At 39.2% G+C, this 24,307-nt stretch carries 25 protein-coding genes; 13 read left to right on the forward strand and 12 right to left on the reverse strand.

Going from position 1 to position 24,307, the window contains the following annotated elements; all coding sequences use genetic code 11:
• Positions 1–46: 46 nt before the first annotated feature.
• The 4 genes from ACLBWE_RS09010 (at position 47) to rsfS (ending at position 3,007) form a co-directional block, all read left to right on the forward strand.
• Positions 47–835, forward strand: a complete 789-nt coding sequence (locus ACLBWE_RS09010; RefSeq protein WP_005036819.1) for a crotonase/enoyl-CoA hydratase family protein — start codon at positions 47–49, stop codon at positions 833–835.
• Positions 836–846: 11 nt separating this feature from the next.
• The gene (locus tag ACLBWE_RS09015) at positions 847–1,716 is read left to right on the forward strand and encodes an NAD(P)-dependent oxidoreductase (protein ID WP_447602438.1); all 870 of its coding nucleotides are present in this window, start codon (positions 847–849) and stop codon (positions 1,714–1,716) included.
• Between the two features lie 13 nt (positions 1,717–1,729).
• Entirely contained in the window at positions 1,730–2,524 is a 795-nt protein-coding gene (locus ACLBWE_RS09020) for a hydroxypyruvate isomerase family protein (RefSeq protein WP_447602440.1), read from the forward strand.
• An 81-nt stretch (positions 2,525–2,605) separates the two neighbouring features.
• Positions 2,606–3,007: a ribosome silencing factor gene (gene rsfS / locus ACLBWE_RS09025; RefSeq protein WP_003654998.1), complete on the forward strand. Its 402-nt coding sequence runs from the start codon at positions 2,606–2,608 to the stop codon at positions 3,005–3,007.
• Positions 3,008–3,083: 76 nt separating this feature from the next.
• Here rsfS and ACLBWE_RS09030 read toward each other — a convergent pair whose 3' ends face one another.
• Entirely contained in the window at positions 3,084–3,473 is a 390-nt protein-coding gene (locus ACLBWE_RS09030; RefSeq protein ID WP_447602443.1) for a hypothetical protein, read from the reverse strand.
• Positions 3,474–3,744: 271 nt separating this feature from the next.
• Here ACLBWE_RS09030 and ACLBWE_RS09035 point away from each other — a divergent pair, with 271 nt between their 5' ends.
• Positions 3,745–4,566: an SDR family NAD(P)-dependent oxidoreductase gene (locus tag ACLBWE_RS09035; protein ID WP_447602445.1), complete on the forward strand. Its 822-nt coding sequence runs from the start codon at positions 3,745–3,747 to the stop codon at positions 4,564–4,566.
• 62 nt (positions 4,567–4,628) lie between these two features.
• On the opposite strand, the gene ACLBWE_RS09040 is transcribed toward ACLBWE_RS09035, so the two are convergent.
• The 3 genes from ACLBWE_RS09040 to ACLBWE_RS09050 are packed head-to-tail and all read right to left on the reverse strand — an operon-like array spanning position 4,629 to position 7,549.
• On the reverse strand, positions 4,629–6,083 hold the full coding sequence (locus tag ACLBWE_RS09040) for an NAD(P)(+) transhydrogenase (Re/Si-specific) subunit beta (RefSeq protein ID WP_198496535.1): 1,455 nt from the start codon (positions 6,081–6,083) through the stop codon (positions 4,629–4,631).
• Positions 6,084–6,095: 12 nt separating this feature from the next.
• Positions 6,096–6,410 carry a proton-translocating transhydrogenase family protein gene (locus tag ACLBWE_RS09045; RefSeq protein ID WP_003654992.1) on the reverse strand — a complete coding sequence of 105 codons (315 nt, stop codon included), beginning with the start codon at positions 6,408–6,410 and terminating at the stop codon, positions 6,096–6,098.
• 11 nt (positions 6,411–6,421) lie between these two features.
• Positions 6,422–7,549 (reverse strand): Re/Si-specific NAD(P)(+) transhydrogenase subunit alpha, encoded by a 1,128-nt coding sequence (locus tag ACLBWE_RS09050; protein ID WP_004641209.1) that lies wholly within the window; start codon positions 7,547–7,549, stop codon positions 6,422–6,424.
• Between the two features lie 239 nt (positions 7,550–7,788).
• Between ACLBWE_RS09050 and ACLBWE_RS09055 the strand changes: the two genes are divergently transcribed.
• From ACLBWE_RS09055 to ACLBWE_RS09080, 6 genes are all read left to right on the forward strand, one after another.
• Positions 7,789–8,715: a DMT family transporter gene (locus ACLBWE_RS09055; RefSeq protein WP_348951682.1), complete on the forward strand. Its 927-nt coding sequence runs from the start codon at positions 7,789–7,791 to the stop codon at positions 8,713–8,715.
• Positions 8,716–8,782: 67 nt separating this feature from the next.
• A complete protein-coding gene (locus ACLBWE_RS09060) occupies positions 8,783–9,190 on the forward strand; it encodes a RidA family protein (protein ID WP_348951680.1) in 408 nt (135 codons plus the stop codon).
• 18 nt (positions 9,191–9,208) lie between these two features.
• Positions 9,209–10,399 carry an MFS transporter gene (locus ACLBWE_RS09065; RefSeq protein WP_348951678.1) on the forward strand — a complete coding sequence of 397 codons (1,191 nt, stop codon included), beginning with the start codon at positions 9,209–9,211 and terminating at the stop codon, positions 10,397–10,399.
• A 141-nt stretch (positions 10,400–10,540) separates the two neighbouring features.
• Complete coding sequence (gene dusA, locus ACLBWE_RS09070) at positions 10,541–11,545, forward strand: tRNA dihydrouridine(20/20a) synthase DusA (protein ID WP_424612441.1); 1,005 nt, start codon at positions 10,541–10,543, stop codon at positions 11,543–11,545.
• A 334-nt stretch (positions 11,546–11,879) separates the two neighbouring features.
• Positions 11,880–12,398, forward strand: a complete 519-nt coding sequence (locus ACLBWE_RS09075; RefSeq protein ID WP_056482797.1) for a hypothetical protein — start codon at positions 11,880–11,882, stop codon at positions 12,396–12,398.
• Between the two features lie 126 nt (positions 12,399–12,524).
• On the forward strand, positions 12,525–12,965 hold the full coding sequence (locus tag ACLBWE_RS09080) for a hypothetical protein (protein ID WP_447602450.1): 441 nt from the start codon (positions 12,525–12,527) through the stop codon (positions 12,963–12,965).
• A 33-nt stretch (positions 12,966–12,998) separates the two neighbouring features.
• On the opposite strand, the gene ACLBWE_RS09085 is transcribed toward ACLBWE_RS09080, so the two are convergent.
• Positions 12,999–13,898: a LysR family transcriptional regulator gene (locus ACLBWE_RS09085; protein ID WP_447602452.1), complete on the reverse strand. Its 900-nt coding sequence runs from the start codon at positions 13,896–13,898 to the stop codon at positions 12,999–13,001.
• A gap of 96 nt (positions 13,899–13,994) precedes the next feature.
• Between ACLBWE_RS09085 and ACLBWE_RS09090 the strand changes: the two genes are divergently transcribed.
• A complete protein-coding gene (locus tag ACLBWE_RS09090) occupies positions 13,995–14,117 on the forward strand; it encodes a hypothetical protein (RefSeq protein WP_081399206.1) in 123 nt (40 codons plus the stop codon).
• A 51-nt stretch (positions 14,118–14,168) separates the two neighbouring features.
• On the opposite strand, the gene ACLBWE_RS09095 is transcribed toward ACLBWE_RS09090, so the two are convergent.
• Complete coding sequence (locus ACLBWE_RS09095; protein ID WP_447602454.1) at positions 14,169–14,930, reverse strand: tRNA threonylcarbamoyladenosine dehydratase; 762 nt, start codon at positions 14,928–14,930, stop codon at positions 14,169–14,171.
• Positions 14,931–15,041: 111 nt separating this feature from the next.
• Between ACLBWE_RS09095 and ACLBWE_RS09100 the strand changes: the two genes are divergently transcribed.
• Positions 15,042–15,797, forward strand: coding sequence for a DUF4261 domain-containing protein (locus ACLBWE_RS09100; RefSeq protein WP_003654975.1), 756 nt, complete (start codon positions 15,042–15,044; stop codon positions 15,795–15,797).
• Positions 15,798–15,841: 44 nt separating this feature from the next.
• Here ACLBWE_RS09100 and acnA read toward each other — a convergent pair whose 3' ends face one another.
• The 6 genes from acnA to ACLBWE_RS09130 form a co-directional block, all read right to left on the reverse strand.
• On the reverse strand, positions 15,842–18,595 hold the full coding sequence (gene acnA / locus ACLBWE_RS09105) for an aconitate hydratase AcnA (RefSeq protein WP_447602457.1): 2,754 nt from the start codon (positions 18,593–18,595) through the stop codon (positions 15,842–15,844).
• 124 nt (positions 18,596–18,719) lie between these two features.
• The gene (locus ACLBWE_RS09110) at positions 18,720–19,532 is read right to left on the reverse strand and encodes a TatD family hydrolase (protein ID WP_447602459.1); all 813 of its coding nucleotides are present in this window, start codon (positions 19,530–19,532) and stop codon (positions 18,720–18,722) included.
• On the reverse strand, positions 19,532–20,473 hold the full coding sequence (locus ACLBWE_RS09115) for an RsiV family protein (protein ID WP_447602715.1): 942 nt from the start codon (positions 20,471–20,473) through the stop codon (positions 19,532–19,534). Before ACLBWE_RS09115 ends, ACLBWE_RS09110 begins: the two co-directional genes overlap by 1 nt.
• Before the next feature lie 91 nt (positions 20,474–20,564).
• The gene (locus tag ACLBWE_RS09120) at positions 20,565–21,407 is read right to left on the reverse strand and encodes a hypothetical protein (protein ID WP_447602461.1); all 843 of its coding nucleotides are present in this window, start codon (positions 21,405–21,407) and stop codon (positions 20,565–20,567) included.
• Between the two features lie 69 nt (positions 21,408–21,476).
• The gene (locus ACLBWE_RS09125) at positions 21,477–23,069 is read right to left on the reverse strand and encodes a peptide chain release factor 3 (protein ID WP_005044796.1); all 1,593 of its coding nucleotides are present in this window, start codon (positions 23,067–23,069) and stop codon (positions 21,477–21,479) included.
• 232 nt (positions 23,070–23,301) lie between these two features.
• Positions 23,302–24,165, reverse strand: coding sequence for a hypothetical protein (locus tag ACLBWE_RS09130; protein WP_205469888.1), 864 nt, complete (start codon positions 24,163–24,165; stop codon positions 23,302–23,304).
• Positions 24,166–24,307 lie beyond the last annotated feature (142 nt).

Consider the following 24,307-nt stretch of genomic DNA (forward strand, 5'->3'; position numbering starts at 1 on the left):
GCCATGTTATGCTCCGTTCATCTATAAAAAAAGAAGCGGGAATCTCATGGCACTCTTACGTATTGAAAAAAATAATGGCATTGCAACGGTATATTTAAACCGTCCAGACAAACGCAATGCGATGAGTTTTGCCTTATTAAAAGAGTTAGTTTCAACTGCAAAAGCAATTAAAAAGGATAGAGATATTCGCTGTGTTATTTTGACAGGCGAAGGAAATGTGTTTAGTGCGGGCATTGATTTATCTGATCTCAACAATCCCAAAAACTCTGCTTTTGCCATTTGGGAACTTGTAAAACCAGGACAAAGTCTTTTTCAAAAAGCATTTCTGACTTGGCAGAATTTACCTGTACCTGTTATTGCGGCACTAGAAGGATATTGTTTCGGCGCTGGTATGCAACTCGCTTTGGCTGCTGACATCCGAATTTCTCATCCAGAAACAAAAATGTCGATTATGGAAAGCCGTTGGGGTTTAGTTCCTGATATGGGACTTACTCGCTCATTAAAAGGCTTAATTAGCGTTGACCTTGCAAAAGAACTCACCTTAACTGCCCGTGTTTTTGATGGGAATTATGCAAAAGAAATTGGCCTTGTAACTCATTTAAGTGATTCTCCTTTAGAGAGAGCAAATGAGATTGCATCTGAAATGTTGCAGCGCTCACCTGATGCCCTCACTGCGGCAAAACGTGTACTTGACGCAATGGAACATCAACCAGAAAAGTCATTACGTCTAGAAAAAATCTGGCAACTTAAATTATTACTTGGTAAAAATAGCAAACTTGCTCGTAAAAAAGACAAACATCCGGAAGTTAATTTTTTACCACGCCAATATAAATAAGAGCTTAGATTATGAATTTTGATCGCAACACCGCTATTGCTTTTTTAGGCATAGGGCTTATGGGAAGTCGGATGACAACCCGCCTTATTCAAGCTGGCTTTCAAGTTGCTGTTTGGAATCGAACCGCCTCTGCATGTGACGAACTTCTTGATATCGGTGCACAATCTTTAGAACTTTCAAATATTGGTGAGTATCCAGTTATTTTAATCTGTCTGGCAGATGACAAAGCAGTAAAAGCTGTATTTGAGCAAATTCAGCCTAACTTAAAAGCTAAACAGGTTATTGTTGATTTCTCGAGTTTATCTGTTGCCGCAACGAAAACTCTTGCTCAAGCAGCTACAACTCATGATGTCATATGGATTGACTCACCTGTATCAGGTGGGACAGCAGGTGCAGAACAAGGCACTCTTGTCATTTTTGCAGGTGGTGATGCTCAAACTATTACAGAATTAACTCCTATTTATAATGTTCTATCCCAACGTGTGACTCGCATGGGAGATACAGGAACCGGCCAAGCCACCAAAATTTGTAATCAACTTATTGTTGCAGCCAACAGCGCTCTTATTGCAGAGGCTGTCGCACTTGCAGATCGAGCTGGTGTAGATACAACTTTGCTTGCTCCTGCCCTAGCTGGTGGATTTGCTGACTCCAAACCCTTTCAAATTCTAACTCCACGCATGGCAACTCATACATTTGAACCAGTTCAGTGGAAAGTTCAAACATTATCTAAGGATCTTAACAACGCAGTAACATTGGCTAACAATGTTAATTTAGACATCCCTGTTGCACAAAAAGCTCTACTACAGCTACAAACTCACCAAAAAAATGGCTTTGCTGAGAAAGATTTAGCTACTATGATTCAATTAATAGAGCAAAAATAAACGGAGTTTGAGTATGGGTCGTCTTGCAGTCAATTTATCCATGATTTTTACCGAAGTTCCTTTAATTGAACGCTTTGCTCTGGCGCATGCACAGGGCTTTGAATATGTAGAAATTCAATTTCCTTATGAATTGGCTATTTCCGATATTCAAACTCAACTCGAACGCTACAACCTTAACCTCTGTCTAATCAATGTGCCTGCGGGTGATCTGATGCAAGGTGGAAATGGTTTAGCTGGCATACCCGGTCAAGAAACAGCTTTTCGTGAAGCGTTAGAATTAGCAATTAGCTATGCCACTGCTTTAAAAGTTCCCCGTATCAATATTTTGGCAGGGAAACAGCCTCTAGATGCCGACCTACTCCCTTGTTTGAAAACATTAGCAGCTAATTTAAAACTTGCCTGTAACTTACTTAGTGAACACGGTATAGAACCCGTTTTTGAAATGATTAACGGTACAGATATGCCACGCTTTTTGGTGCAGAATATTGCGCAGGGACAAGAAATGCTAGAAGCGGTCAATCATCCTGCTCTCAAAATGCAATATGACTGCTATCACATGGCAATGATGGGCGAAGATGTACTTGAGGGTTTGCAAGAAAATATTAACTTAATTGGACATATTCAATTTGCGGACTGTCCGGGCCGTCATGAACCAGATACAGCCCAAATTCCTTATGAACAAATTTTTTCTTGGTTAAAGCAAAGCTCTTATCAAAACTATATTGCAGCAGAATATAAGCCTGAAAATACTTCAAATCAGTCATTTACTTGGAAGAAAAAGTATTTTTCGGATGATGTAAATATATAAACTGTTACGACTTCTGATTGAAATTTAGCGCGAAAACCACTATATTAGATAGTGAGTAATTGTCAGGAAAATATACCCTATATGAATTTAGAACCATCGCCCAGCGTGTCTAATTCTCACGATTTCGCAATGAACACCTCAAATAAAGACGTACAGACTTGTCTCAAAGTTGTTCATGACGCTTTAGTTGATGTAAAAGCAAAAGATATTCTCCAGTTAGATGTTAGCTCAATTAGCAATGTCTCTGATGCTATTGTAATTGCAAGTGGTACTTCTACTCGCCATGTCAAAGCACTCGCTGACAATGTTGCAGAAGAAGCTCGAAAAGCCGGTTTCCGCCCGATTGGCGTTGAAGGTGAACGAGATGCAGAATGGATCTTGATTGATCTCGGCTTTGTTGTAGTACATGTGATGCTACCAACAGCTCGTAAATTCTACGATTTAGAAAGCTTATGGCGTACCGCTCCAGAGTCGGTTGCTTAAAATTTTGCTTTTAAAAAAAGCGGCTCTTTTGAGCCGCTTTTTTAATTGTTAAAGGTGATATTTTCCATTACCCCCCCTATACTTTATTATGTATTAGCTTTTTTCTTTCTTCCCGAATAACTTTGAGTATTTCCTCAGTCATATTCATCTTCATTTTCTTGACAATATCACTTTGTAGCTCAGAAATTAGTTTGAGTTGCTCATCACTTATATTTTTATAATCTTCACCCGCCATTTTTTTTATATCAGTTACCCCCATCCACTCCTTTTCCTCTTGTCCACATTTATAGAAAGCATCTTTAACAATATCATTTTCATCTTTATTCATTTTTATTTGAGGCTCAACTTGCCTCATCAAACAATTTGCATATTTTTCACTCACCTCCTCAAGAGGCTCTGCCAAAGTTACCGAAGAAAAGAAAAAACTGATAAATGAGATTATGAAAAATATTATTTTTTTGACCACTTAAACCCCTCAAACAACTATTATATATCAATCAAATATTATCATTCTTAGCATCCAGTAAAAGTAAAAACTAGCTAATTATAGTTCTTGAAACTCTCACCATTACATTAAATAGAAATAATAAATACTTCCATTTTTTGATTATAGAGATTAAGCAAAAGCCGTTACTCATCACCCATTTTTAAATTTGACATGACAAATTGTCAGATTTGCAGCAATATACAATTTCTTGAAGTCCCCACCAATAAATAGCATAACCGGAGCACAGAAAGTGAGAATATTGATTACGGGCGCCAACACAGGTATTGGTTTCGCCACAGCAGAACAACTCGTTAAACAAGGGCAACATGTTATTTTAGCGTGTCGAAATCCAGAAAAAGCTCAAGCTGCACAAAACAAATTACGCATCCTTAACCAAGGACAAGTCGACTTAGTTTCTCTCGATCTAAACAGTCTTGAATTAACTCGAAATGCAGCCGACGAGATTGCAGATCGCTATGGTAGCCTTGATGTACTCATTAACAATGCAGGGTTATTTGCCAAGACCAAGCAATTGACTGTCGATGGCTTCGAGCAGCAATTTGGCGTTAATTATTTAGGCCATTTTTTACTAACTCAAAAATTGCTTCCAGTTTTACAACAATCGTCTGAAGCACGGATTATTCATCTCGCATCCATCGCACACTGGGTGGGCTCCATTAAACCCAACAAGTTTCGAGCAGAAGGTTTTTACAATCCCCTGTTCTATTATGGGCAATCGAAGCTTGCAAATTTATTATTCAGCAATGCTTTAGCAGAACAGCTAGCTGGAAGCTCAATTACCAACAATGCATTGCATCCGGGTGGTGTCGCTTCTGATATTTATCGTGACTTACCAAAACCAGTTTATGCAGCGATGAAATTAGGCTTAGTCCCAACCTCAGTTCCAGCAAATCTCATTACAGAAATGGCAACTGGAGATGCATGGCAGAATCGTAATGGCGAATATGTCAGTGCGCACATGCCAGACTGGAAATCTTCACACGCAAAAAACCAGCAACTGGCACGTGACCTCTATCAACAGTCAATGGACCTTGTAGAAAAATTTCTTTAAACAAATAGACCAAATAAAAAAGCCACCCGAGGGTGGCTTTTACAATCCTAATTGAGGGCAGATTAGTGACCGCCACCATTGATTGCTTTTGTCATATCTTCCACAACTTTCTTCGCATCACCAAAGATCATCATTGTTTTTTCGTTATAGAACAAATCGTTGTCCAGACCTGCATAACCTGTTGCCATAGAACGCTTAATCACCATGATCGTACGCGCTTTATGTGCTTCAAGAATCGGCATGCCATAAATTGGTGAAGTTGGATCATCTTTCGCAGCAGGGTTTACTACGTCGTTTGCACCAATTACAAGCACCACATCAGTTGCAGGGAAGTCTGAGTTAATCTCATCCATTTCCAAGATGTCTTCATATGCTACGTCTGCTTCTGCAAGCAATACGTTCATATGACCAGGCATACGGCCAGCAACTGGATGGATTGCAAAACGAACGCGAACACCTTGCTCTTTTAGAATTTCACACAATTCTTTTACAGCATTTTGTGCACGACCTTGCGCCATACCATAACCCGGTACAATCACAACGCTGTCGGCATTTGACATCAAGAAGCCAGCATCATCAGCAGAACCAGAACGGTGGTTACGCTGAACTTGCTCACCTTTAGCAGCTGTAGCAACCGCTGCACCACCCATTGCACCACCAAACAATACATTGATGATTGAACGGTTCATTGCTTTACACATGATGTACGACAGAATCGCACCAGATGAACCCACGAGAGAACCCGCAACGATCAACATGTTGTTTTCAAGTGTAAAACCAATACCTGCCGCAGCCCAACCCGAGAATGAGTTAAGAAGCGATACCACTACAGGCATATCACCACCACCAACTGGTGCAATCCATACCCAGCCAAATGCAAGTGCAAGTGCTGTCATTGCCCAGAATGCAGTCATGTTGCCAGTGGTAAAGAAGTAGAAACCACAAGCCAACATCGCAATAAAGATAAGCGCTTGAACCGGTTTAACCCATGCACCAGAAATCGTTTTCGCCCATTTTTTTGCAGCCAATTTACCGTATGCAAATACAGATGCAGTAAAGGTAATCGCACCAACAAAACAACCTACGAACAATTCAAATAAGTGAACACTGCTCATGTGCACATGTTGCACACCAGCCGCAGTTAAAGCCGCCTCATTTTGAGCAAACAATGCAGTGAGTTGGTTGTTGTGTAAAATTGCAGCAATTGCAATTAGGACAGCAGCCAAACCAACTAACGAGTGCATCAATGCAACAGTTTCAGGCATTTGAGTCATTGGCACAGTACGAGCACGGGCAATACCAACGATTGCACCCAACACCATTGCGCCAACAATCATCCAGATGACTGGGTTATTCGCAACAAAGAAGGTCGTAACTACAGCAATCGCCATCGCGATCATACCGTAACGGTTACCTTGAATTGCTGTTTTAGGGCCAGACAAACCACGAAGCGTCAAGATAAAGAGAATTGCGCCTACAAGGTACAACCAATTTGCATTTGCTTGAATAAATTCCATGTCAAAGCCCTCTTATTTCTTTTGCTTAGGCTTGAACATTTCCAACATGCGTGCAGTCACTGCAAAGCCGCCGAAAATATTAATGCTTGCCAAAAATACCGCAATCGCACCCAGTACGCTCACCACATTCACACTTTGAAATGCAACGTTAGCATCTACACCCAAAATAGGCAGACCCACAGTTTGCAACATTGCACCCACTACAATAATAGATGACAACGCATTGGTTACTGCCATAAGTGGTGTATGTAAAGCTGGTGTAACACCCCAAACTACGTAATAACCTACGAAGATGGCAAGGACGAAAATTGTAATAGTTTCAACCATGAGAAATCTCCTTAACCACGCTTAAGCAGTACTTGACCGCCATGAGTGACCAATAGGGCTTTTTGGATTTCGTCTTCTTGATTAATCGCAAAGTTTTTCTCTTTGTCGAATAAAGTTTCTACGAAATTGAATACGTTACGCGCATATAGTGCGGAAGCTTCTGTCGCTACAGTTGCTGGAATATTTGGAACACCCAAAATTTTCACGCCATTTTCTGTAAACACAGTCTCGCCAACTTTAGAGCCTTCAACGTTACCACCAGTTTCAACAGCCATATCTAAAATGACAGAGCCTGGTTTCATCTTGGCAACAGTTTCAGCCTTAATCAGACGCGGTGCATCACGACCTGGCAACAATGCAGTGGTAATCACGATATCAGCATTAGATACAGCTTTATCTACAATCGCAGCTTGGTCTTTGATGTATTGCTCACCCGGCATCCAGCCATAACCATTTTTAGCGGCGTCAGCTGCACGTTGTTGCTCTTCTTCAGACATTGGTACGTCTAACCACTTCCCGCCTAAAGATTCAACTTGATCTTTTGCGGTAGGACGTAAATCAGTTGCTTCAACAATTGCACCTAAACGTTTTGCCGTTGCAATTGCCTGAAGACCTGCAACGCCCACGCCCATAATCACAACACGAGCAGGTTTTACAGTACCAGCAGCAGTCATAAGCATTGGGAACATACGTTGATATTCAGCGGCAGCAAGCAAAACTGATTTATAACCAGAAAGGTTTGCCTGAGAAGACAATACGTCCATGTTCTGCGCACGAGAAAGCGTACGAGGAAGCAATTCCAATGCAAAAGCAGAAACTTGCTGATTCGCAAACTGATCTAGCTCGGTATTACGATAAGGATCAAACATTGCTACAACAGCAGTATTTGCTGGAAGTTTTTGAATTTCCCCACCTTGTGGCGCACGAACTTTCAAAATAATTTGACTACCCGTATAGGCATCATCCGTAATGGTTGCACCGACCTGTTCATAAGCACTGTCAATGTACGCAGCCTTTACACCAGCACCACGTTCAATCACAACGCTATGACCAGCGCTAATCAACTTCTTTACTGTCTCTGGCGTAGCAGCTACACGATTTTCACCGACGACAGTTTCGGTTGGGATTCCGATTTGCATGAGCGTTCCTCAAGCTAATTTCTCATTGTCAAAAACATTGCAACCTGCAATGTTTCCCCCATGTGTATTCTTTGTACAGAATTTGGATTCTAATTGAACTTTTTTAAAATACCACCCAATATTTATTTAATAAATACCCATATTTTGAACTGATGATTCACGATATTTGATTTGAGGTGTAACATAGGAAGCTTTTTCTTTTTTTTGCAGACAACAGTCTCTCTTATACAGTCTTGTATATGAAAATTTCTTTATCTTCGTTTCAAATCGGGTCTTTTTTTGCTCTTTGCTCTGCTTTTCTATTCAGTACAAAAGCAATCTTTATTAAACAGACTTATGCCCTTTCTCCATTAGTAGACGCTACAGTCCTGATGGCTTTACGCATGTTAAGTGCTTTACCGTTCTTTCTATTAATTTGCTGGTTTAACAGGCATCATAATCAGGGCATAAAAAAGAAGGATTGGCTAATTTTAATTTTTGCTGGTCTATTAGGCTACTACTTTGCCAGCTGGCTCGATTTTATGGGTCTGATGTTTATTAGTGCTTCACTCGAACGAATTATTCTATTTTTATATCCTACTCTCACCGTCATAGTCTCAAGCTTGCTCTACAAACAAAAATTAGATGCAAAAAGTTTATTTGCCATTTTTCTTAGTTATGGTGGAACTGTATTGGTCATGCTTCAAGAGCACAACAATGCACCAATTCAGGGCAAATTCTGGTTAGGCACAAGTCTCGTGTTTGCGAGTGCTGTGGCTTTTGCAGGCTATTTACTACTGACCCCGCCATTAATTAAAAAATTTGGTTCTTGGAATTTCACAGGTTTAGCTTTAACAGTCGCTTGTATCGGTACATTAACGCACTATGTATTAAGCACTCCTCAGCCTATCCAACTTCTATTACAACTTCCATCTAATGTAATTTGGTACGGCGTCGGACTTGGCTTTTTGGTCACTGTTTTACCTACCGTTATGCTCATGCAAAGTATTGAGCGACTTGGCGCCTCTCAATCTGCCATGATTGCTTCGATAGGACCAGTTTTAACTATTTTACTCGCGGTTACTTTTTTAAATGAACATCTCAATATGTGGCAATGGGTAGGCTGTATTTTAAATATTGCAGGTGTCATGATAATTACCCTCAGAAAGAAAAGATTAAAATACTAATTTCTCTTGACCTCAACCTAAGTTGAGGTTGGATACTCATCTAAATTTTACTGAACGGTTGAGTCCCATGAATCAAGAAACTTTTAAAATAATAAATCCATCAACTTTATACGACCCTACTCCAAATGCTTATAGTCATGTTGCTGTGGTAGAAAACTTTAAAAAGATTATTCATATTGCAGGTCAAGGTGGCGAAAACTCAAAAGGTGAATTAAGCCCAAACTTTGAAGAACAAGCTTTTCAAGCTATTGATAATATTAAACATGCTTTGATTGCTGCCGATGCAGAGCTTAGCAACATTGCCATGTTAAGAGTTTTAGTTGTTGACCACTCGGTCGAAAAACATGAAATTTTAATTAAAGTTATGCAAAATTTATGGAAAAATCATCCTTTTCCAGCCTGTACACTCATTCCTGTACCACGCCTTGCATTAGAGCATATGCTCATTGAAGTCGAAGCAACCGCATACACCTAATAAAATCGAGAGAACATCATGTCTACCCCTGAAGATATCAGTCAAAATAAACCTTTACTTTGGTTGATGGCAGCAGCATGTGGCTTATGTGCAGGTGTGAATTATTATTGCCAGCCTCTTATTCACTCCATTCAACAAGACTTTGCTGTTACTCAAGCACAAGCCGCATTGACCGTTACATTTGCTCAGGTGTCTTATGCCCTCGGACTGCTCTTTATTGTTCCGATGGGTGATATCGTCAATAAAGCCAAGGCTATTCCGTTTTTGATGGTGCTTTGTGCAGTTGGCCTATTTACTTCTGCTTTTGCTGTTAATTTACCCATGCTATGGATCGGTACAATTTTAGCAGGATTGTTTTCGGTTGCAGCTCAAGTACTTATTCCACTTGCCACAATGACTGTAAAACCTGAAAAAACTGGCGAGATCATTGGTTTTTTAATGAGTGGCCTATTGGTTGGTATTTTACTCTCTACCAGTCTGGCTGGCCTATTTTCTAACTTATTCCACTGGAAAGTGGTTTATGTGGTAAGCGGCATATTAATGCTTCTGTTGGCATATACCTTAAAAAGTCGCTTGCCTTATGTTTTACGCATGAAAATGAACTATGGACAGATCTTTGCTTCCATGGCTCAGCTTTTAAAACAAGAGAAAAGACTATTATTAAGAGCGCTTACAGGTGCTTTCGCCTTCGCATCTGTGAGTATTTTATATTCCACCATCGCATTACTCCTCACCTCAGCACATCATTTACCTGATCTGTTTATTGGACTAGTACCTTTAGTCGGTATCTTTGGTGCCTTATCAACCCGTTATATTGGTAAATATGCCGATCAAGGACGTACTACTCTACTCACATGGATAGGTTGTGGTTTATTCCTGTTAAGCTGGCTCTGCTTTTATTATGGACAAACTTTGCTTGCGAGTTATATTGCTGGTTTTGCTTTAATTCAGTTAGCGCTAGCACTCGTACACACAAGCAACCAAAGCATTATTTTCCGTTTACGACCAGATGCAAAATCTCGTATTAATGCCATCTATATGACCACTTACTTTATTGGAGGCGCAGGAGGCTCAGCATTAGGAATTTTTGCGTGGAACCGTGGCGGATGGACCATGACTTGCCTTGCTGGTATTGGGCTAGTTGTACTTTGTATTTTGTTTAGCTTGTTTGATGCTATCTTACAAAAAAAGAAAATGATTTCCCAATAAGGTAACTTGTTATAAATCATCTCCCTATATTCAACCCAAGGGTGGTTATAAATTACTCGGCTAAATGCCTCTGTCGATTCAAGCATAAACCTCGTATAATGCTGCCCTTTCATTAATTTAGCGACTTTTGGGCTATTGGTTATGCAATCACTTCAATCGTTACAACCTCGTATTTCTGTCGCACCCATGATGGATTGGACAACGAAGGATTATCGATTCTTTGCGCGCTTGTTTAACCCAAATGTTGTGCTATATACCGAAATGGTGACCACAGGTGCGATTCTATTTGGTGATGCTAAACGCCATTTAGACTACAGTGCACAAGAGCATCCTATTGTATTACAGTTAGGTGGTTCAAACCCACAAGAGCTTGCGACTTGCACAGAAATGGCTGAAGACTGGGGTTACGATGAAGTTAACCTCAATGTAGGCTGCCCAAGTGACCGTGTACAGAACAATAAAATCGGTGCTTGCTTAATGGCAGAACCAGATTTGGTTGCTGAATGCATTCACACTATGCAAAAAGCAGTAAACATTCCGGTAACGGTGAAACACCGTATCGGGATTGATGACATGCACTCTTATGAAGAGATGCTTCATTTTGTAGATACAGTTGCAGCAACAGGTTGCACTCATTTTGTAGTGCATGCCCGTATTGCTATTTTGAAAGGCCTGTCACCAAAAGAAAACCGTGAAGTTCCACCTTTACGCTATGAAGATGTCTATCGTTTAAAACAAGAGCGCCCACATCTCACCATTGAAATTAACGGCGGCATTAAAACGTTTGCTGAAACTCAAACACATTTACAGCATGTTGATGGCGTCATGATTGGCCGTGAAGCCTATCATAATCCGTACTTACTCGCGGAAATGGGTCAGCTTTGGAATTTGGAAGCTCCAGACCGATTCGAGATTATGGAACAAATGCTACCTTATATTGAACAGCGTATGGCGGAAGGTGCTCCACTCTCCATCATTACACGTCATATTTTGGGTTTATTCCAAAATTTACCTGGTGCGCGTAAATGGCGTCAGGCGCTAAGTGGCGGAAATGCAAAAACTTTAGCTGATGTAGAACAGGCTATTTGCAACATGCAAGCAGCTTTAATTCGTACTGAGGAATATTTAAAAGAACCTCAGGCTTAAGCATGTGATGGCTTCTTAAATTGTAAGAAAATGTGGCATTTTAAATCAGGGACTTAGATTTTGAGTATATTCGCAATGACTGAATTAAAATATTCAAATTTAAGCTCTGATTAATTATTTTTAAATAAAAATATCAATAACTTAAGTTAAATTGTTTTTGTGTTTCATTTTAATGAGTATCTTTTTATTTCTAAGTAGCAACATCTGGAAAAAAGATACGTTATTACATAACACAAACAAAACTTTTAAGGTACGCCTATTAGTATCTCTGAACGCCACAGGTAGGTGGTGATTTTTTTAATATGGATATAGATAGTACGGTAGAGATTTCACGATGATTATTTATGACGGACAAGTAGCTGATAATTATATGTATCAGGATTCAAATCAGGCAGCCATTGTTGTATCCCACAGCACTCCAAGTCTCCCTTATCCTTTCACCATGAAACCTAGTAATCATCAAACTGAAACTTCCGATACTCCAGCAATAGATGTTGATAGATTCGTAGCTAAATTAGAAAGTATTACCTCAAGACGCAGCAAAGCCCGTTGTGCACGTAGTATCCGCCTTGCTCTCGAATCTGCTGGTGCAGATATTCGGAATCACCCCATTGCAGCTTCAGACTGGGGAGACACTCTCAAAAAGATTGGCTACAAAGAGATAGATCCATCATTTGATGAGCCACAAGAAGGCGATATTTACATCATTCACAGAACTCGCAATCACGTTTATGGACATATTGCTGGATACACAGGAAGTGAATGGGTCTCTGACTTCAAACAAAACAGCTATGATGTCTATAAAGATGATAGCGTCACTTATACTTACTATCGTTTAGGGCAACCTACCTAACATCGGGTTTTTCAATCCTTTTTAAATATGCCAAACAGTTGATCAGACAGACTTTTTTAAATCAGGTTTGGCTTCTTTTTTGCATGATTTTCATATTGTACTTGTCAAAAATGATGATGTAACTTTATGAAAAAAATACTCTTAGCCGGTTACTTACTGACGTCATTTAGTTTGGCGCATGCCATTCCCGATACAAACGTTATAGAAGTTTTCAAAAAAGTACCGGAAAAAAGGATTTATCAACCACAATATTTATTGAAAGGAACGGCTCCTCAAGCTCGGATCCATGTCATACGAAAGCAATATTTAAATGGATTACTAGATTGTCCTTCCGTAATTTTTCACGATAAGAAAAAAATTCTATCTCTGCACTCATTTGAAGAAGCAACAATTTTTCTAGAGCCAGATAATTACTATATTCGCTATGCAATTAATAATAGTGGTTGCATCAATTTAGAATTCTATCAACATAAACGCCCTAAAATAGACATTATGTCTCAGGAGCGTCAGTTAGACGGTGATAGCGAATATACGTTTCTTATTAGCGAGCACACCGAGCTACAATAATTATTTCAGCATATGGTTAAAGATATCTCCTACTCACGCTTGTAGCAGTTCGTAGATATGTTCAGCATAAGATTGAATCAGATTACTTTGGTCTGTTCTATAAGCTAAAACCACTTCAGAGAAAAGGTTCTTATTCTCCAGCGGAATCAGTTTTACATTTTTGGGTGATATTTGTTCAAATTCTTGAGGAACAATACTAATACCCAAATTTGCAGCGACTAAGTGTAATTGGGTTATCTTACGAGATTGGACTACCGCTGCTTTAGGCAAGAAGCCAGCTCCTACACACAAGTTTGAGACTAGATAGCTCAAACCTCCCCGCTTTGGATGTGGAGTTGAAACAAAATATTCATCTACTAAATCTCTTATCTGGATACTTTGTTTTTGTTTAAATTTAGGGTGATCAATATAGACAGCGACAAATAAGGGCTGTTCATATAATTTCAAAATCGTTATTTCTTCAAGGCTATGCAATACTGGTGGTCTAATCAAACCAATATCAATTTCTCCACTCATTAAAGCTAAAATTTGCTGCTCAGATGACAGGGTATTCACCTCAAAATTTACCTGCTTAGCTAAGCTAATTTCTTTTAATATCTGAACTTTTCTATGATCCATGACAATACTGCTTGAGTGAGCAATTTTAATCTGGCGGTTTTTCCCTTCCGAAATACTTTTAGAAAGATCAATAATTTCATTTAAGTAGAGCATGTTATCTTTTATTTTCTTATAAAAGACCTCTCCTGCTGCTGTAAGCTTTACTTTCTTGTCAGTACGATCAAATAGTTGAAAGTTAATTTCTTCCTCTAATAATTTTATCTGCCTACTCAAAGCTGATTGAGCAATAAAGAGCTTTTCTGAAGCAGCCGTAAAACTGCCTTCTTCAACAATTTTTATAAAATATTGAAATTGTTTTAAAGTGAGCATTCCCATCTCAAAATTAGATCATTAAGTCTATTTTCTATATTAGATTAGATAGATCACCTTCGCTAGAATTTTATCAAGACCATTCACTTGATTAAATTATTCATGAAGTATTTTAAAGGTTTCACCATCTTCACTGTTGTTGTTCTAATTTTATGGTGCTTTAAATTTTATGATCAACAACTTCCAACACAGCCCAAACACGACACGATAGAGTTATATGACTAAAAAAGAAAAAAGCATGCCCAAACCTAAGAGCATGCCTTTTTAATATTTAAACTAAGCTTTCTTTAAATCAAGTTTCTTTAAAACTTCAGCCACAGCAATCATGGCAAAACTTGAAGTCACGACTACGGCTGAGCCATAGCCACCACAGCGTAAACCAGCCGATGGACACACATCTGCACTTGAGAATGGGTTATCAATCGAATAAATACAGGTAATTCCAAATTTCTCTTTTGGTTTTTTACAAATACCACGAGCGCGAAGTTGGCTACGTAACTTCGCCAACATCGGGTCTTGTTCGGTTTTTGATAAATCCGCGACACGAATTTTAAGCGGATCGAGCTTACCACCTGCTCCACCAGAAACAATCAAAGGAATTTTGTTAAAACGGCAATGCAGCATTAAAGCCAACTTCGCTTTAACGTCATCAATACAGTCTAAGATAATATCGGGGACAGGATTTAAAAGCTCTGTGACATTCTCTGGTGTAAGGAAGTCATCAATAATATGTACTTTAATACGCGGGTTAATCTGGCGACAACGCTCCGCCATAATCTCAACTTTTTCACAGCCTAATGTAGAAGTCATCGCTGGTAGCTGACGGTTCACATTTGATGCCGCGACAACATCCATATCCACTAATGTGATTTCACCAATTCCGGTACGAGCCAAAGCCTCTACAGCCCAACTGCCCACACCACCAATACCAATCACCATCACATGACTTTGCTCGTAATGTTGGAACGATGAATCACCATAAATTTTGGCTACACCTGCAAAACGGCGGTCATATTCATCTTGTTGGAGATCGGTCATTGTTACTCTTGGGGGTCACGAAATACGGTAGCTATTTTACCTGAATCAATTAGGCATAGGATATCTTTTACGATATTATAAATAGCAAAAGTCCCTTAAAATTTATTAATAATGAATCAAGAACTTAATCAAAAAATTGTCTTATGTATCCCAGGTGTTTGGGAAAATCATCAAGCTCTATTACATGCCCTCCTCACTGATGAAACAGGATATATTTACGCAGGCTCAATTATTAAGTCTTTAACAAATGAGTATTATGCTGAAATTGAAGAGTATGAAAATGATCCGAATGTAAGTCAGATTTTTAGGTCATTGAGTATGGGCCGTTTTTCTGAAAGTGAATTAGAAAAAATTGATCGACATAATATGGTTATTTATGTTGTTTGTGAGGGTGGATCAATCGAGTTAGCACAACAAGCTCTGTTGTTAGGGCAAGCCCTCATCAAAGCAGGTGGCTTAGCAATTAAAGTTGAGACTTCTGGACTTACACATATTAAAAGTGATTGGCTTAGTTATAGTGCTGAAAATACCCTAGATCTGTTTAAAGGCTTTATTCCTATTATTTCCGACGATAATTTACTTTATTCTTGTGGAATGCATCAATTCGGCAAACCAGATGGATGTATAAATCTAAAAGTAGATCAAGCATCCTATATTCTGAATCATTTCTTGTTATATATCCTTATTGAAAATCCAGAGTTGTTAGAGAATCAAACTTTTTCGATAGATGAAAATTCAGAATTATTAAAGCTTTCCCGAAAAGCATCTGGGGATTTCTTTGATTTAGATTCACTATATTTTAATCCACTCGATGTTTGGATGCTGACTACGTCATTTAGCTGGAAGAAATTATTTAAGTTCAGTTAAGTTTCCAAAAAGAAACCCTGTAATTTACAGGGTTTCTTTTTCAATTAGTCTGCAATCAAATTTCGAAGTACATAATGCAAAATACCACCAGCCTTAAAGTACTCGACCTCATTTAACGTATCAATTCGGCACAACACATTAAAATGACTCGCTACCCCATCCGGTCCTTTTACATCAACTTCAAGAATTTGATGAGGTTGAATTCCGTCCAGTAAACCACGGATTGATATCACTTCATGACCCGTTAAATTAAGAGATTGACGAGTTTGCCCATCAACAAACTGTAATGGCAACACTCCCATACCGACTAGGTTTGAACGATGGATACGCTCAAAACTCTCGGCAATCACTGCTTTCACACCTAATAAATTTGTTCCTTTTGCAGCCCAGTCACGTGAAGAACCTGTTCCATATTCCTTACCTGCAATAATCACAAGAGGTGTGTTTTCTTGTTGATAAAGCATCGCTGCATCATAAATGGCAAGCTTTTCACCACTTGGAATGTAAATAGTATTACCACCCTCTTCACCACCAAGCATTTCGTTTTTAATACGAATGTTGGCGAAAGTTCCTCGCATCATCACTTCATGATTACCACGTCGAGAACCATAAGAGTTAAAGTCTTTTGGATCAACCCCTTGCTCTTGTAAATACCGACCCGCAGGACTATCTTTTTTGATATTCCCCGCTGGTGAAATATGATCGGTTGTAACTGAGTCACCTAAAACAGCCAAAATATGCGCCTGTTCAATATTTTTAATTGGTTTCGGTGGCTCTCCAATTCCTTCAAAGAAAGGAGGATGGCGAATATAAGTCGAGTCATCGGCCCATTCATAAGTCTTGCTCTGTGGAATCTGAATCGCTTGCCAACTCGCGTCACCATCAAAGACCGCTGCATATTCTTTGTGGAACATCTCTGTATTTACTTTCTGCAAGACAACATCAATTTCTGCCTGACTTGGCCAGATATCTTTTAAATAGACGGGCTGTCCATCTTTGCCCTCACCAAGAGGCTCTGTTGTCAGGTCGGTACGAATATTCCCAACCAAACCATAAGCAACCACGAGAGGTGGTGAAGCTAACCAATTGGTTTTAACTAATGGATGTACTCGTCCTTCAAAGTTACGGTTACCAGAAAGTACAGATGCAACATTTAAATCATGACATTGAATTGCATCTTCGACTGGCTCTGGTAATGGGCCTGAGTTACCAATACAGGTTGTACAGCCATACCCCACCAAGTTATAACCCAACTCATCTAAATACGGCGTAAGCCCAGCAGCCAACAAATAATCAGTCACGACCTTAGAACCAGGTGCAAGAGAGCTTTTCACCCATGGTTTTCGTTGTAAGCCTTTTTCAATGGCTTTTTTGGCAAGCAGACCCGCCGCTAACATCACGCTTGGGTTAGAGGTATTGGTACAAGAGGTAATGGCTGAAATTACGACATCACCATGAGTCAGAGGGTATTCCTGCCCTTCAATCACACAAGATGGACTTTCATGTTGAATATTTGCTTTTTTTGCCTCTACAGCAGTACCACCACCTTCATTTTCTAGACGTTCTTTTGCTTCTTTTGCTGGTTTTAGCGTTAACTCCATGAGCGCATTAAACGTTTTAGGCACTTCTGATAACAGCACTCGGTCTTGCGGGCGTTTTGGTCCAGCCAAACTTGCTTGCACCGTGGTCATGTCTAAACTTAAAGTATCTGTAAAAACAGGTTCATCACCAGCATTTCGCCATAAACCTTGAGCTTTACTATAGGCTTCAACGAGCTCAATACGGTCTTCATGACGGCCTGTCAGTTTCAGATATCCTATAGTCACTTCATCTATTGGAAAGAAACCACAGGTTGCACCATATTCTGGTGCCATATTGGCAATTGTTGCACGGTCAGCAAGAGGCAAATCTGCCAAACCATCTCCATAGAACTCTACAAATTTACCCACCACACCTTTTTGGCGAAGCATTTGAGTAATAGTGAGTACCAAGTCTGTTGCTGTAATACCTTCTGGTAATTTTCCTGTAAGTTTAAAACCGATGACTTCAGGAATAAGCATAGAGATGGGTTGGCCCAACATTGCTGCTTCAGCCTCAATACCGCCTACGCCCCAACCTAAAACACCCAAGCCATTAATCATGGTCGTATGCGAATCTGTTCCCACTAAAGTGTCAGGAAATGCAAAAGTTTTGCCTTCATCTTCCCCCAACCACACTGCTTGGGCCAAATATTCTAAATTGACCTGATGGCAAATCCCTGTACCTGGCGGCACTACACTAAAATTATTAAATGCAGACTGTCCCCAACGTAGAAATTGATATCGTTCGCCATTACGCTGCATTTCAATATGTACGTTTTCTTCAAAAGCCTGATCATCGGCAAAATAGTCAACCATCACCGAGTGGTCAATCACCAAATCGACTGGAGATAACGGATTAATCTTCTCTGGGTCTCCACCAGCTTGAGCCATGGCTGCTCGCATTGCTGCCAAATCGACTACAGCGGGTACCCCTGTAAAATCCTGCATTAAAACTCGAGCAGGTCGATATTGAATTTCCTGTTCAGAACCTTTGGTTTTTAACCATTCTGCTAAGGCATAGATGTGTTCAGTTTTAACGCTAAGTTGGTCTTCAAACCGTAATAAGTTTTCCAATAATACTTTTAAAGATTTCGGTAGTTTGGCAATATCCCCTAGCGTTTTCTCGGCTTGGGCTAAGCTAAAAATCTGATAATTGCTGGAACCTACTGTTAGCGTCTGTAAAGCATTAAAACTATTGATATTGCTATACTTAGCCATTGGGTTATCCTCCCATGTCTGGCAATGTTATTTTTCACGTTTTTACATGTTGTTTTCTTACTTTAAGCTTCTTTTCTAATCGCTGTGTTTTGTTTTAGTTACTATTTCTAATCTTTGATTTTTATTACGATAATTTCAACGCCGAGAGCGAGTTTTCCCAAAGCTGTACGGCCAAATCCGACTCTGATATGTTTAGGTTTTCTGCCAAACTTTGCAAAACATAAGGCAAATTAACTGGGGTATTACGGGTACGCTCTTCAGTTGAGGTTTGGCAACAAAGTGGGGTCATATCGGGACAATCCGTTTCAATCACCAAGTGCTCTGCACCTATAGCCTGCACAACCGTATGAAGTTTTTTTGCATTCGGATTAGTAATTTGCCCAGTCACACCAATTTTAAATCCCAGTTTAATAAGACCTTTTGCTTCCTCTATTCCACCACTAAAAGCATGGGCAATTCCACCCAGTTTAAATTTCTGAGCTTTTAATATTGCGAGTACATCACCATGTGCTTTTCTAATATGGAGAAGTACTGGTTTTTGATATTGGGTTGCAAGCTCTAACTGATCGGCAAAATATTGTTTTTGCTTCGCATAGATATCAGGGTGCTTATGCTCTTTTAAGAAAGTATCTAAACCAATTTCACCTACTGCCACACATTCTTCTTTCTGTAAAATTTGCTCAAGATGAGAAAGATGTTCTGGTTGATGTTGCTCAATATAAAATGGATGTAAGCCGGGTGCTAAATATGAAGTCGGTACATTTTCCCAGCTATTTAACTGATGATGGGTTTGTAGCAATTCATCAAAACGTGACTGCACAAAACCAATTAAAACCAGTGCATCAACCCCAGCTTTCTTGGCATTAAGCGCTAACTGTTGCCGATCTTCATCAAAATCGGCAACATCAAAATGCGTATGCGTATCAAACAGACGCATTAGCTTCCACTTTTTGCAACAGGTGTTGAAGCTGGTTGCGCTTTAGGCTGCGGCAAATACTCTTTTTTCAAGACTTCCTGTAATTGATCATACGGAATGACTAATCGAGGTAATCCCACCACATATGGTCCAATTTCATATTCACCATATTGAAGGATTAAACCTTGTTCACCCAATAAGAAATTATCGGATAATTTAAATGGCCAAGCTTGTTCATAATCAGCAACATTATCAGCCAGTTTAGAGTCTGTAACCCAAGTCTTAAAGGCTTCATGCGCCAACTTCACTAACGCTGCTTTTTGCTGTGGACGTAACAAGTCTTCAAGCTTGATCTGCTTTTGTTCTTTTAAATCAAAATTATAATAATGCTGTGCAGCAGAACCATGAGCACCACCTAAATAGCTACTGCTATTAAGTACAACAGTGACCACTTTACCTTGAGCCTGCAAAATCTTAGGTTTAACTAAAAGATTAATTTGATGACTACTACTTAAAGCTTTTAACTCATTGTCCAGACCAATAAATGAGTTTGCATAACGTTGAACCTGTGCATCAAAGCTATTTTTTTGCTCTGCACCCGCAACTGCTGAAGCTTCTGTTTTTTGATCTGGTTGCTTCACTTTAGCATCGGGTTCAGCAATCTCTAAAATTTGATCTAGAGCCTTTAAGATTTGCTGATCTACAATTTTATCAATAAATGGAAAATTACTCTGTAAACGCTCAACTGTAAATTCGGGACAAGTTTTACCATCACAATCAGGTAAAGCAACCTTACTCGGAATTGTTTCACCCTTCAAAGTCAGCTCTACTGGCTTTTGTTGTTCGACTGCTGGTTTCTGCTGTTCTTGAGAATCCTTAGGATCGGCTTTAGGTTGGCATGCCACCAAAAATATAGCCGAAGCAAGCAAAGTTAATCGCAGTGAAACTTTAGAAGATAACATCATATTTTGCCTTTTATTCTAAGGAGATTACGCAGTGCCTTTTCTAAGAAATTAGCGCATATAAATAGAGGTTGCAAATTCTGCTACCATCTTAAAACATTTGTTCATAAACCTCGGGTTGTAATATTTTTTTTGTTTGTTCTGTAGATAAATAAATATCGAGCTGTGGTGCCTCTTTAGTAATTTGGTTTGCCTGATAATGCAGTCCAATGCCTTCACCATCAAAGAACCAATCCGCTTGCCCCCAATATAAAGTTTTTGGTGCTTCTTTTTTTATTTCAACAGTCTGCTTTTTTAACCAGTCTTGATAGGCTACCTGCACCATTTGATGCATAGCTGTTTGCTGATCTTTTTTTAAAACATCTAACAAACTTAAACTTTTATGCAATTTTCGGTCGGCCACGAAAAAGTAATAACGATCTTTAATCGTGAGCTCTTCTTGCTTGGTATCAAGCCCCAATTGCAATAAAACATATTGATTACGCTGCGAAGCAATACGTGTATGAAGATGCAATTCATAAGCTCGATTCTTTGAATATTTATCTTGCCATTCATCAGACTTTTTTACATAGGCATTAATCGCCTGCTGCAAGCTTAAGTCTTTTTTCAAATCAATTTGATCTTGAATCACTTTTGTCTGACTTTTCGCGATCCAGTCATTTATCCATGCGTCTTGAGTCTTTATCGTTTGAATATCAACATCAATACAATTTTTCTTCTCACAAAATGGCAAAGCATAATCGGCTTTTACTTGTTGTAAGTTGAGAAATGGCAGTACTTCAGCTTTTTCAATATTTTGAGTTTGTGTACCCACTAGTTTCGTTTGAGAAGAGGATGAAGACTGAGAACTTTTCCAGACAAAAATAGAAATAGCAGAAATTAATGTTATGACTGCAACCACCAGCGCAATAATTGTCTTTTTACTCAAGTTCATTTCATCATCCTTTTTTATTTTTCAAAACAAAACAGCTTCTATTCGAAGCTGTTTTTCACATTAAAATGATCAGTGTTCACGTGTGTTACGGAACTGAATATCAGGCCAACGCTCTTGCATAATCTGCAAGTTCACTCGGCTTGGAGCAAGATAAGTTAAATGTCCACCACCATCGATAGAAAGTTGGTCATGTGCTTTCTTCTTAAATTCATTCAGAATTTTTTCGTCATCACAGTGAATCCAGCGAACGGTATTAACGCTTACAGGCTCATAAACACAGTCAACCTTATATTCTTCTTTCAAACGATACGCAACCACGTCAAACTGGAGCACACCTACCGCCCCAACAATCAAGTCATTGCTGATTTGCGGCATAAATACCTGAGTCGCCCCTTCTTCAGACAACTCTTTCAAACCTTTTTGCAATTGTTTTGACTTTAATGGATCTCTTAAACGCACACGACGGAACATCTCTGGCGCAAAGTGAGGAATACCTGTGAAGTGCAGATTTTCACCACTTGTGAAAGTATCACCAATTTGAATCGTGCCATGGTTATGTAAACCAATAATATCGCCCGGCCATGCTTCTTCTAAATGTTCACGCTCACCAGCAAGGAATGTCAAAGCATCACTAATGCGGACATCTTTACCAAGACGCACGTGGTTCATCTTTAAACCTTTTTCATATTTACCAGAGCAAATACGCATGAAGGCAATACGGTCACGGTGTTTCGGATCCATGTTGGCTTGAATTTTAAATACAAAACCAGAAAAACCTTCTTCTTTCGCGTCAACCACACGCTCTTGTGTAGGGTGCGCTTTAGGTTCAGGTGCCCAGCCCATGAAAGCATCTAGTACATGGTCAACACCAAAGTTACCTAATGCAGTACCAAATAGAACCGGAGTTTGTTTACCTTGTAAAAATAATTCGCGGTCTAATGGCTCATTTGCCATTTGTACGAGCTCAAGCGACTCTTCAAAAGATGCCCAAGCCAAATCGCCTACTTTTTCACGAATATCAGCATGATCATAGCCATCACGTACTTCAATATCTGTAATGGTTGAACCAAAACCTGCTTTATAGACATACAATTTATTTTCAATAATGTTGTATACACCAGCAAAATCACGGCCCATTCCTAATGGCCATGTAATAGGTACACAGCGGATATTGAGGACATTTTCAATTTCATCAAGTAACTCAAGTGGCTCACGAATCTCACGGTCCATCTTGTTTACGAATGAAATGATAGGCGTGTCACGCATACGACACACTTCCATCAATTTGATGGTACGTTCTTCGACACCTTTTGCACCATCAATCACCATTAACGCTGAGTCAACTGCGGTTAAGGTACGATACGTATCTTCCGAGAAATCTTCATGTCCCGGTGTATCGAGTAAGTTAATGGTATGACCTTTATATGGGAACTGCATAACAGAGGTGGTAATAGAAATTCCACGCTCTTTTTCCATTTCCATCCAGTCAGATGTAGCTGCGCGGTCAGATTTACGGCTTTTTACCATCCCTGCAACCTGAATTGCTTTACCCCATAACAGTAATTTCTCTGTCATGGTGGTTTTACCGGCATCGGGGTGGGAAATGATGGCAAATGTGCGGCGTTGAGCAACCTGTGCCGCTAACTCATCTTTAAAACTCATGAAATACACCTACTGCGGAGATTGCAGTGCCAAAGATCTAAAGTCGATCAAAATAAAAATTGGCGTAATTGTAGCAGATTTATAGAACTGTTTAATGATTGTTGATATGCCATCAGTCACTCATAAGATTTTTGAACATTTTTTGAGAATACAACTTCGTTCATTAAAGATTTTACAATCAAAAAAGCCCATCCGATTGTGGATGGGCTTTTTTAGGACTTAGCTGAATATCTTATGCCAGTTTCTTTTCTTCAATAAATTGCACATCGGCAATTTGTACATTCCAGAACTCATTCCATAAAGCACAATAATCAATACATAGCTTGGTTAAGCCTTCATAATCATCTTTTGTAATTGCTTGCGCTAAGGTAAACCAGAGGTCATCCTGATGGTCATCATCAGCGGCCTCAGATGTTTCATCGGTAGATACACCATGCACATGGTAATATCCACCACCTTCAACATCGATATTCACAAATTTGGTCGCTTGACGTAATGGAGGGCTAAAAAGAATAACCTCTTCTTCGGCAACTGCTAACAATGCAACTACATTGATATAACTATCATAAGAAGATTCTAAGAATGAACGGACCTGATCTGCGGCTTGTGAAGCTTTATAATTACGGCGATCATCTTCCGTTAGACCATAATCATTAAGTAAATCTTCATACAATGGATAATGAGCATATTCAGGATTCCCCAAATAATAATCATCTTTACCTAATCCCGGTCTAAAACCGAATTCATCAAGTACATTTAAACTTAATAATACACGTGGAAACATTTTAGCTCCAGAATGGAGTTTTGGTTCCAGTTGTTTTGTTTGGAACTGCGCTTGTAATAAAGCATCAGTAAAAATCTGTACAATTGCATGACGATATTCTAAATGAATATGAGTTAAAGTATCCTTATCTAGATAACCATGATTTAACATTTCAATTGCAGGATGTTTACAAACTGGTAATTCTGCAATTTTATTTCTTAACTGTTTGAGAAAATTTAAATTTTCATCCCATTGTTTTGCAGGAATACTATTTCTCATCCCCTGCAATGCTTTTTGTCTTGGATTATTAAAATCTTCAAATTTTTTTGACATAATCATTCTCAATAAAAAGTTTTTTCTTATAGTTAAGCGGGGGATTCCCTTATTTCAATTTGCATTCAATTGCTAAAATAAAATCCATATACCCATCCTTAACAACCTGATATTATGTCTATTAACTCAACAAATCAATGGA

The organism is Acinetobacter sp. M5A5_2a, from assembly GCF_053345265.1.

Coding starts and splice junctions, on each gene's coding strand:
- ACLBWE_RS09040 (WP_198496535.1), bottom strand. CDS start 6,083: ATGGAATTTATTCAAGCAAATGCAAATTGGTTGTACCTTGTAGGCGCA.
- ACLBWE_RS09125 (WP_005044796.1), bottom strand. CDS start 23,069: ATGAGTTTTAAAGATGAGTTAGCGGCACAGGTTGCTCAACGCCGCACA.
- ACLBWE_RS09045 (WP_003654992.1), bottom strand. CDS start 6,410: ATGGTTGAAACTATTACAATTTTCGTCCTTGCCATCTTCGTAGGTTAT.
- ACLBWE_RS09120 (WP_447602461.1), bottom strand. CDS start 21,407: ATGAACTTGAGTAAAAAGACAATTATTGCGCTGGTGGTTGCAGTCATA.
- ACLBWE_RS09010 (WP_005036819.1), top strand. CDS start 47: ATGGCACTCTTACGTATTGAAAAAAATAATGGCATTGCAACGGTATAT.
- ACLBWE_RS09060 (WP_348951680.1), top strand. CDS start 8,783: ATGAATCAAGAAACTTTTAAAATAATAAATCCATCAACTTTATACGAC.
- acnA (WP_447602457.1), bottom strand. CDS start 18,595: ATGGCTAAGTATAGCAATATCAATAGTTTTAATGCTTTACAGACGCTA.
- ACLBWE_RS09095 (WP_447602454.1), bottom strand. CDS start 14,930: ATGACCGATCTCCAACAAGATGAATATGACCGCCGTTTTGCAGGTGTA.
- ACLBWE_RS09020 (WP_447602440.1), top strand. CDS start 1,730: ATGGGTCGTCTTGCAGTCAATTTATCCATGATTTTTACCGAAGTTCCT.
- ACLBWE_RS09050 (WP_004641209.1), bottom strand. CDS start 7,549: ATGCAAATCGGAATCCCAACCGAAACTGTCGTCGGTGAAAATCGTGTA.
- ACLBWE_RS09075 (WP_056482797.1), top strand. CDS start 11,880: ATGATTATTTATGACGGACAAGTAGCTGATAATTATATGTATCAGGAT.
- dusA (WP_424612441.1), top strand. CDS start 10,541: ATGCAATCACTTCAATCGTTACAACCTCGTATTTCTGTCGCACCCATG.
- ACLBWE_RS09090 (WP_081399206.1), top strand. CDS start 13,995: ATGAAGTATTTTAAAGGTTTCACCATCTTCACTGTTGTTGTTCTAATT.
- ACLBWE_RS09115 (WP_447602715.1), bottom strand. CDS start 20,473: ATGTTATCTTCTAAAGTTTCACTGCGATTAACTTTGCTTGCTTCGGCT.
- rsfS (WP_003654998.1), top strand. CDS start 2,606: ATGAATTTAGAACCATCGCCCAGCGTGTCTAATTCTCACGATTTCGCA.
- ACLBWE_RS09130 (WP_205469888.1), bottom strand. CDS start 24,165: ATGTCAAAAAAATTTGAAGATTTTAATAATCCAAGACAAAAAGCATTG.
- ACLBWE_RS09100 (WP_003654975.1), top strand. CDS start 15,042: ATGAATCAAGAACTTAATCAAAAAATTGTCTTATGTATCCCAGGTGTT.
- ACLBWE_RS09110 (WP_447602459.1), bottom strand. CDS start 19,532: ATGCGTCTGTTTGATACGCATACGCATTTTGATGTTGCCGATTTTGAT.
- ACLBWE_RS09015 (WP_447602438.1), top strand. CDS start 847: ATGAATTTTGATCGCAACACCGCTATTGCTTTTTTAGGCATAGGGCTT.
- ACLBWE_RS09055 (WP_348951682.1), top strand. CDS start 7,789: ATGAAAATTTCTTTATCTTCGTTTCAAATCGGGTCTTTTTTTGCTCTT.
- ACLBWE_RS09080 (WP_447602450.1), top strand. CDS start 12,525: ATGAAAAAAATACTCTTAGCCGGTTACTTACTGACGTCATTTAGTTTG.
- ACLBWE_RS09085 (WP_447602452.1), bottom strand. CDS start 13,898: ATGGGAATGCTCACTTTAAAACAATTTCAATATTTTATAAAAATTGTT.
- ACLBWE_RS09065 (WP_348951678.1), top strand. CDS start 9,209: ATGTCTACCCCTGAAGATATCAGTCAAAATAAACCTTTACTTTGGTTG.